The organism is Microbacterium sp. (assembly GCF_035687345.1).
Taxonomy (GTDB): Bacteria; Actinomycetota; Actinomycetes; order Actinomycetales; family Microbacteriaceae; genus Microbacterium.
In genome coordinates this window covers 1-7,162 of the sequence record NZ_DASRXZ010000078.1, presented here as the reverse complement: position 1 = coordinate 7,162, position 7,162 = coordinate 1, and the positions used below count along the sequence as shown (strand labels likewise).

Below are 7,162 nucleotides of genomic sequence, written 5' to 3'. Positions count from 1 at the left end.
CACGACAGCGGCGTCGTCGCCGCCCCCGCCGCCGGCGCATCCGTCGACTCCGCGGCACGCCTCCACGCTGCGGCGGTGCTCCTCGGCGATGACCGCGCGTGCGTCGCCGAGGGGGGTGGCCTCGGGCACGATCTGCGACGCCCAGTCGTTGAGCGGAGTCACCGTGTCGTCCGCGAGCATGTACCACGCGCCGCTCGGGGCGTCGTGGACGAGCTGCGCGTCGGGCGGCGCACCCGCGGCGAACATGAGCACGAGCTCACCGAGTTCGACGTCGTTGTCGTACCCGGCGAGCTCGTACTCAGCCTCGGTCGGCTCCCATGCCAGCGCGGTGCCCTGCACGACGCCGTCGGCGTCGAGCCGCACCGCGATCCATTCGTGCGCCTCTTCGACCGCGGCACCGTCCTCGTCGGCGAGGAAATCATTGCTCCACATGTGCACGGCGTGCGGCTCGCTCAAGGTTCCGCCCCCGCACACCTGGCCGAGCATCGTGCCGTCGTCGCCGACCGCGCAGTCCATGACCTCGAGGACGCCGTCGGGCACGTCATCGCCGACCGTCGCACCTGAGACGGCGAGGGCGAGAGACACCACCACCGAAGCGACCCACGCCATCCCGCACCTCCGCTCGGATCGTATCGACGGGGACGAGGCGGATGCGGGAACGGTTGTGGAACCGTGATGTGAAGTCAGCCGACCCGCTACGCGACCAGGAGGTACACCGCACCCACGATCGTCAACAGGACCACCAGACGCTCGAACAGCTGCTGGTCGATGCGGTCCGCGATCCAGCGGCCGAACAGCGCGCCCGCGATCACGGCGGGGGCGAGCACGAGGTCGAGCAGCAGTCCCGGCACCGTGATGAGCCCCAGCCCGATCGAGAACGGGAGCTTCGCGACGTTGACGATCGCGAAGAACCATGCGGTCGTGCCGAGGAACTCCTTCACCGGGAACCGCGACGCGAGGAAGTACATCGACATGACCGGCCCGGCCGCGTTCGCGACCATCGTCGTGAAGCCGCCGAGGGTGCCGTACACGGCGGCGGCGACGCGGTGCGTCCCGCCCTCTGCGATCTGTCGTCCCATGCGCCGCCGCAACAGGGTGATCGCGATCACCAGGAGCAGCAGCACGCCGATCACGCGCCGCACCCACGTGTCGTCCGCGATCGCGAGGAACCCGAAGCCCAGCAGCAGTCCCACCACGACGGCGGGCGCGAGGCCGAGGAGCGCCTTCCAGTTCGCGTGCCGGCGGTACGCGATCATCGCGAAGACGTCCGCGAGGATCAGCAGGAGCAGGATCGTGCCCGTCGACTGGCGTGCCGGCAGCACCGCCGCGAAGACCGCGACCGCGACGGTGTTCGTCCCGGGGATCGCGGTCTTCGAGATGCCGATGGACGCGGCGGTGACCGCGAGCAGCGCCCACGCGAGCGCCGACAGGTCGGGCACGTCAGCCGTGCCCGGCGTCGAGGGCCGTTGCCGCGAGCGCGGTGGAGGCCGCGGCATCCGTCATCCACAAGGGCCGGACGACGGGACGGATGCCGCGCCGCTCGACGTCCGCCGCGAGGTGGGCGTCCTCCTCGGCGATGAGCCACGCGTCGAGCAGCCCGCCCTCCGCGCGAGCCCCGAAGTGCGCGGCGACCGCGGCCGCCGACGTCTCGACGCCGATCGCGGTGAGGCACACGTCGGCCATGCCGCGCACGACGCGGCCGCCGATGATGGGTGACACGCCCACCACGGGGGCGCTCGTCGCTCGCAGGGCGTCGCGCACGCCCGGCACCGACAGGATCGGTCCGATCGACACGACGGGATTCGACGGTGCGAGCAGCACGATGTCGGCATCCGTGATCGCGTCGACGACGCCCGGCGCCGGTTCCGCCCGCTCGATGCCGGGGTTCTCGAAGCCGACCGGCTCGAGCGTCGCGCGGTGGCGCGTCCACCACTCCTGGAAGTGGAGCGACCGGATGCCGTCGCCGTCGCGCACCGTGACGATCGTGTCGACCTCGGCGTCGGTCATCGGCAGCAGCCGCGCTCCGAGGGGCCAGCGGCGCGACATCCGCTCGATCACCTGCGTCGGGGTGAGCCCTTCGCGCAGCCAGCCCGTGCGCGCGAGGTGCGTGCCGAGGTCGAGGTCGCCGAGCGTGAACCACGGCCAGCCCGCACCCCACTCGCGCAGCTCGTGGTTGACGCGCTCGGTGTCGCCCGCCCGACCCCATCCGCGCTGCGTGTCGTTCACCCCCGCGAGTGCATACGTGACGGAGTCGACGTCGGGCTGGAGCCGCACGCCCGAGAGCCACAGGTCGTCACCCGTGTTGACGACGACGGTGAGCACGCGGGCGGTGTCGTCGATGCCGCGTTCGCGCAGCGCGCTCCTCACTCCGAGGGTGAACTTCGACCCGCCGACACCGCCGGCGAGCACGACGACGCGGGGGGAGTCATGCATCCCCACAGGCTATCGGCGGTCGAACGCGCCGCCGGCGGCGCTACTGCTCGATTGGCCGGATCATGCCGGTCGGCGGCGCGAACTCGTCGGCGGCGTGCGGCAAGGGGAACTGCGCGACCGCCTCGATGAGCGCGTCGACGGTCTGCGTCTCGGCGACGACGTCGACCGCGAGGCCGGCCTTGCGGGCGTCCTTCGCGGTGCGGGGCCCGATGGCGGCGATGATCGTCGTGCTCGGCACGTCGGGGAACTGCGCGTGCACCTGCTCGGCGACCGAACCGCTCGTCACGAGGATTGCGTTGATGCGGCCGCTGCGCACGTCCTGCGCGATGCGCTCGGTGACGGGTACGCCGACGGTGCGGTAGGCGACGACGCTGCGAACGCGGTGGCCGGCCTGCTGCAGCATCCGCGTCAGCATCGGCTTGGCGATCTCGCTGCGCAGCGTGAGGATGTCGCGCGGCTCGGGCTCGAGGGCGATCATCTGCTCGGCCATGCCCGCGGCGGAGTTGTCGCGCTCGGGGACGAGGTCGACGCGGTAGCCCATCGACTGGAGCGCGGCCGCCGTCGTCTCACCGACGGCCGCGACCTTGGTCTTCGCGGGGATCGTGGCGCGGTACGCGTAGAGGACGTCGACCGTGGTCGCGCTCGTGATCGTCACCCAGTCGAACGCGCCGGCAGCGAGGTCGGCGAGCGCCTTCTCGAGCGTCTCGATGTCGTCCGTCGGCGCGAAGTTGATGAGCGGCGCGATGACGGGGATGGCTCCCTGGCGGCGCAGGGTCGCCGCGACGCCGTCGCCCCACGGGCCCCCGCGGGGCACAAGGACGCGCCAGCCGGTGAGGGGCTTGTCGGGCGTCGGTCGGACTGCTGCGTTCATATCTCGTCATCCGGGCGCTGTCGTGGAACTTCGCCAGCCGCCCCAAACGTCGAGCAGCCGACGCGCGTGCGAATCCGCCTCGGATCTGCGGATTCGCGCATCGGCAGCATCGCACCATCGCACTGCCTGCCTTCGAGCATACCCCGCGCGGCGCGCGGTCTCGCCGGGCGCGAGCCCGGCATGAAGGGCCTCAGCGGGTGTACGCGCGCACGCCGGCCCACACGATCGCCCCCACTGCGACCGCCCCGGCGACGATGGCCGCCATCGTCAGTCCGGGGTTGCGACTCTGGAACGCACGCGCCTTCGCGATGGTGCGATCCACCGCCTTGCCGACGCGCCTCGGCACGTTCGCCTTCTCCTCGATCGCGGCGAGCGCGGCCTTCAGCTCGGCCCGCGCGCGCTCCACGGGATCGTCGATGCCGAGCTCGACCGCCGTCCGGGGGATGGCGGAGGTTCGGGTGATGTCAGAGCTCATCGCGCACCTCTCTCACGTCCTGGGCGATCGATTGAACCGGCGTCTCGCGCTTCGCGAGCCGACGGAAGCGAAGGATGCCGAGCAGCGCCAGCACGATGGCGACCACGAGCGCGAGACCGAAGACGAACAGGGCCGACGCCCACACCGGCCACCACGACGAGAGCCCTGCGATGAGGAATGCTCCGAACGCGGGGATCGACCAGAACAGCACGAAGAGCGCGGCGATCATCCACAGCGCGCCCCACCCGCCGTCCTTCGCGGTCTTCGCGACCCACTTCTTCGCGGCGTCCACCTCGGCCACGACGAGGTTGCGCACAAGCTCGGGCACCTCGCCGAGCAGCGTCAGCAGGCTGTCGTCGGCGCGGTCGCGAAAGCGTCGCGGCTCGCTCATGTCACTTCCCGTCGGTGGCGCTGCGGCGGGCCTTCTTGGCTTCGTCGACCGCGTCCTTCACGTCTTCCGCCACATCCTCCGCCGCTTCCTTCACGGCGCGGGACGTCTTCTTCGCCGCGGCGCCGACGTCGTCGGCCTGGTCCTGCCCGACCTTGAGCGCCGCGTCGAGGCGCTCCCCGGGCGAGCCCTTCGTCGATGCGGCCTTGCCGACCTTGACGGCTGTGTCCCACAGCGTGCTGGGGAGGGCCATCGCGCTCGACTTCGCGAAGTCCTTGACCTTCTCGACCTGTTGCTGGACCGGGTCGAGGTTCCACACCTTCTGAGCCTGAGCCTTGATCTGCTCGTAGCGCTCGCGGCCGGCGCGCGTGCCGAGCACGTACCCCGCTGCGAGTCCGATGACGAGTCCTACTTTGCCCCTCATGAGGTCTCCTGACGCTCGTTCGCGTGTCCGATGCCACCCAAGGTTAGTCCCGTATTCCGTTTCGGGCATCCTCCCTTGACAAGGCGGTGCAAGAGGGTTCACGGATGCGCCGCCCGCCCGTCATCCGATCGCCGCGTCCCCCCACAGGATGGTCCGCCGCACGCGATCCGCCTCCTCGCGCGCGTCGAGCACGACCTGCGCGAGCCCCGGCCCCGACAGCCATGCGCCGGCGACGCCGAGTCCCGCGACGCCCGCGACGGCGTGCCGTGCCGCGGCGTTGACCTCGGCGCGCCCGATCGCGGAGGCGGGCCGCGGGAGCTCCGCGCGCCACCGGTTCGCGCCGAGGAGGCGCACGCGCCCGGCGTCGATCCCGAGAAGGGCGGATGCCTCGGCGACCGCGAGCGCGAACGCCTCGGCGTCGTCGAGGCCCTCAGTCGCGGGGCGTGCGCCACGCGTGCCGAAGCTCACCCGCAGCACGTGCCCACCCGTCGCCTCGGCGAGCTCGGGGTGACGGCGCGACAGCGCGAGAAGTCCTGTTGCGCGGTGCGTGCCGGGGACGGGGTAGACGGTGAACGCCGCGGCGCGCGACCCGGTGCGCTCGGCGTCGCCGGGGGTGGCGGCGTCGAGCTCGGGCGACTCGAGGACGAGCGTCACGAGTTCGAGCGGCGTGGACTCGGCCGCTCCGGACCCCAGCCGCGGCACGACGGGTGCGAGCAGGCGCCGGGACTCGGCCTCGGGTGTGGCGACGATCACGGCGTCGAAGATCTCGGGCCCGCGGTCGCGCCCGGGTTCGGCACCGCCGGCCGCCTCCGACGCGACGCGCCACCGCCCGCGATCCGCCGTGATCGAGGCGGCGCGCTCCCCCGTGCGAAGGTCCGCCTCGAGGTTCGCGAGCCGCTCCTCCAGCGCCGTGACGAGACTCGCGACGCCGCCGCGGATGCTGAGCAGCGCGGGGTCGGACGGCATCCCGACGCGAAGATCGGCGACGGCGGCGCCCAGTGATGCCGTGCGCGTCAGGGCTGCGCTCAGCCCGGGAGCCGCGGCGTCGACATCGACCTCGTCGGGGTGGATGCCGTAGACCCCGAGCGACAGCGGCGCGACCATCCGGTCGAGGACGCGATCGCCCATGCGCGAGCGCACGAGCCGCCCGAGGCTGCGCTCACGGCCGATCGTGAGCGGCGGGCGCAACCGGTCGACGTACGCGCGCCACGCGCCGGACCACCCGATGATGCGACGCACCGACTCGTCCCACGGATTCTGCGGGATGCCGACGAGCGTCTCGCGCGGCAGCGGAGCAGCGCCCGAGGGCAGCCCCGCGATCCACGTGTCGCCGACGCGCGTGGACACGACCACATCGCCCAGCCCGAGCTCGTCGGCGAGCGCACGGACGGCCGTCGCCGACTCGGGGAACCCCTCGGCGGTGAGGTCGACGTCGGCGCCCGCGATCCGGGCCGACGCGATCGTGCCGCCGAGGCAATCGGATGCCTCGAACACCGTCACGCGCGAGCCCACCTTCGCGCACTCGAGTGCCGCGACGAGGCCCGCGATCCCGCCGCCGATCACGGCGACGCGCGCGTGCTGAACGTGTGACGCGAGGTCGTTGGAGGCGCCGAACACGCCCTCCATCCTCGCATCCGCCGGGGACGTCGGTGGCCCGCCGGCGGGTCAGCGGCGCTTGCGGCGGGCGCGCGCCTCGGCGCGCGTGAGGGGCGCCGATTCGGACGCCTCGTCGGCCGACGCCTCCGATGACGGCGCAGCCGACGGGACAGCGGGTGCGGCATCCGTGATCTCCTCGATCGCCGCGACGTCGGCCTCGGCGACACTTCCCGACGACACCGACGTCACGCGCCCGTCGTGCAGCTCGATCACGCGGTCGGCGCGACGCACGAGCAGGGGGTCGTGCGTCGAGACGACGGCGGCGATGCCGCGCGTGTGGACGAGCTCGCCGATGAGGTCCATGACGGTGGTCGCGGTGCGCGAGTCGAGCTGCCCGGTCGGCTCGTCGGCGATGAGCACGCGCGGGCGCGACACGATCGCACGGGCGATGCCGACGCGTTGCTGCTGTCCGCCGGAAAGCTCCGCGGGGCGCTGGGGAGCCTGGTCGGCGAGGTTCACGAGACGCAGTGCCTCGGCCACGCGCTCCTCGCGCTCGGCGGGGTCGGTGCGGGCGATGCGAAGCGGTAGCTCGACGTTCTCGGCCGCCGACAGCACGGGGATGAGGCCGAACGACTGGAACACGAACCCGAGCTTCTCGCGGCGCAGATCCGCGAGATCGTCCTCGCCGAGCGCCGTGGCCTCGACGTCGCCGATCCACACGCGGCCCGACGTGGGCCTGTCGAGACCGCCGAGCAGGTTGAGCAGCGTCGTCTTTCCCGCGCCGGACGACCCGCGCACGACGACGAGCTCGCCCTCGTTCACCTCGAGGTCGATGTCGACGCACGCGTGCACGTCGCCCGCGCTCGACGTGAACACGCGGTTGAGCTTCTCGGCGCGCAGCGCGACGGTCATGCGTGGTCCTCCTCTTGCTCTGCGCCCTCCGGTCCCTGGCCCGCCCCCGGCCCCTGAGCCGCC

At 72.5% G+C, this 7,162-nt stretch carries 9 protein-coding genes; all 9 read right to left on the bottom strand.

Annotation, left to right across the window (positions count from 1 at the left end; genetic code table 11):
* The coding region (locus tag VFF97_RS09120; protein WP_325033183.1) for a hypothetical protein at positions 1-609 on the bottom strand (609 nt) is incomplete at its 3' end.
* A gap of 86 nt (positions 610-695) precedes the next feature.
* Positions 696-1,439 (bottom strand): sulfite exporter TauE/SafE family protein, encoded by a 744-nt coding sequence (locus tag VFF97_RS09115; RefSeq protein ID WP_325033182.1) that lies wholly within the window; start codon positions 1,437-1,439, stop codon positions 696-698.
* A gap of 1 nt (position 1,440) precedes the next feature.
* The gene (cofD, locus tag VFF97_RS09110) at positions 1,441-2,433 is read right to left on the bottom strand and encodes a 2-phospho-L-lactate transferase (protein ID WP_325033181.1); all 993 of its coding nucleotides are present in this window, start codon (positions 2,431-2,433) and stop codon (positions 1,441-1,443) included.
* A gap of 40 nt (positions 2,434-2,473) precedes the next feature.
* Positions 2,474-3,304 carry a uroporphyrinogen-III synthase gene (locus tag VFF97_RS09105; protein WP_325033180.1) on the bottom strand — a complete coding sequence of 277 codons (831 nt, stop codon included), beginning with the start codon at positions 3,302-3,304 and terminating at the stop codon, positions 2,474-2,476.
* A 190-nt stretch (positions 3,305-3,494) separates the two neighbouring features.
* Entirely contained in the window at positions 3,495-3,779 is a 285-nt protein-coding gene (locus tag VFF97_RS09100; protein WP_325033179.1) for a hypothetical protein, read from the bottom strand.
* On the bottom strand, positions 3,769-4,170 hold the full coding sequence (locus tag VFF97_RS09095) for a phage holin family protein (RefSeq protein ID WP_325033178.1): 402 nt from the start codon (positions 4,168-4,170) through the stop codon (positions 3,769-3,771). Before VFF97_RS09095 ends, VFF97_RS09100 begins: the two co-directional genes overlap by 11 nt.
* Position 4,171: 1 nt before the next feature.
* Complete coding sequence (locus VFF97_RS09090) at positions 4,172-4,591, bottom strand: hypothetical protein (RefSeq protein ID WP_325033177.1); 420 nt, start codon at positions 4,589-4,591, stop codon at positions 4,172-4,174.
* 120 nt (positions 4,592-4,711) lie between these two features.
* Positions 4,712-6,208, bottom strand: a complete 1,497-nt coding sequence (locus VFF97_RS09085) for a protoporphyrinogen/coproporphyrinogen oxidase (RefSeq protein ID WP_414684244.1) — start codon at positions 6,206-6,208, stop codon at positions 4,712-4,714.
* A 48-nt stretch (positions 6,209-6,256) separates the two neighbouring features.
* Complete coding sequence (locus VFF97_RS09080; protein ID WP_325033175.1) at positions 6,257-7,099, bottom strand: ABC transporter ATP-binding protein; 843 nt, start codon at positions 7,097-7,099, stop codon at positions 6,257-6,259.
* Positions 7,100-7,162: the final 63 nt, after the last annotated feature.

Bases quoted from the DNA above. Each gene is read 5' to 3' on its own strand.
- cofD (WP_325033181.1), bottom strand. From the start codon at position 2,433: ATGCATGACTCCCCCCGCGTCGTCGTGCTCGCCGGCGGTGTCGGCGGG.
- VFF97_RS09105 (WP_325033180.1), bottom strand. From the start codon at position 3,304: ATGAACGCAGCAGTCCGACCGACGCCCGACAAGCCCCTCACCGGCTGG.
- VFF97_RS09100 (WP_325033179.1), bottom strand. From the start codon at position 3,779: ATGAGCTCTGACATCACCCGAACCTCCGCCATCCCCCGGACGGCGGTC.
- VFF97_RS09095 (WP_325033178.1), bottom strand. From the start codon at position 4,170: ATGAGCGAGCCGCGACGCTTTCGCGACCGCGCCGACGACAGCCTGCTG.
- VFF97_RS09090 (WP_325033177.1), bottom strand. From the start codon at position 4,591: ATGAGGGGCAAAGTAGGACTCGTCATCGGACTCGCAGCGGGGTACGTG.
- VFF97_RS09080 (WP_325033175.1), bottom strand. From the start codon at position 7,099: ATGACCGTCGCGCTGCGCGCCGAGAAGCTCAACCGCGTGTTCACGTCG.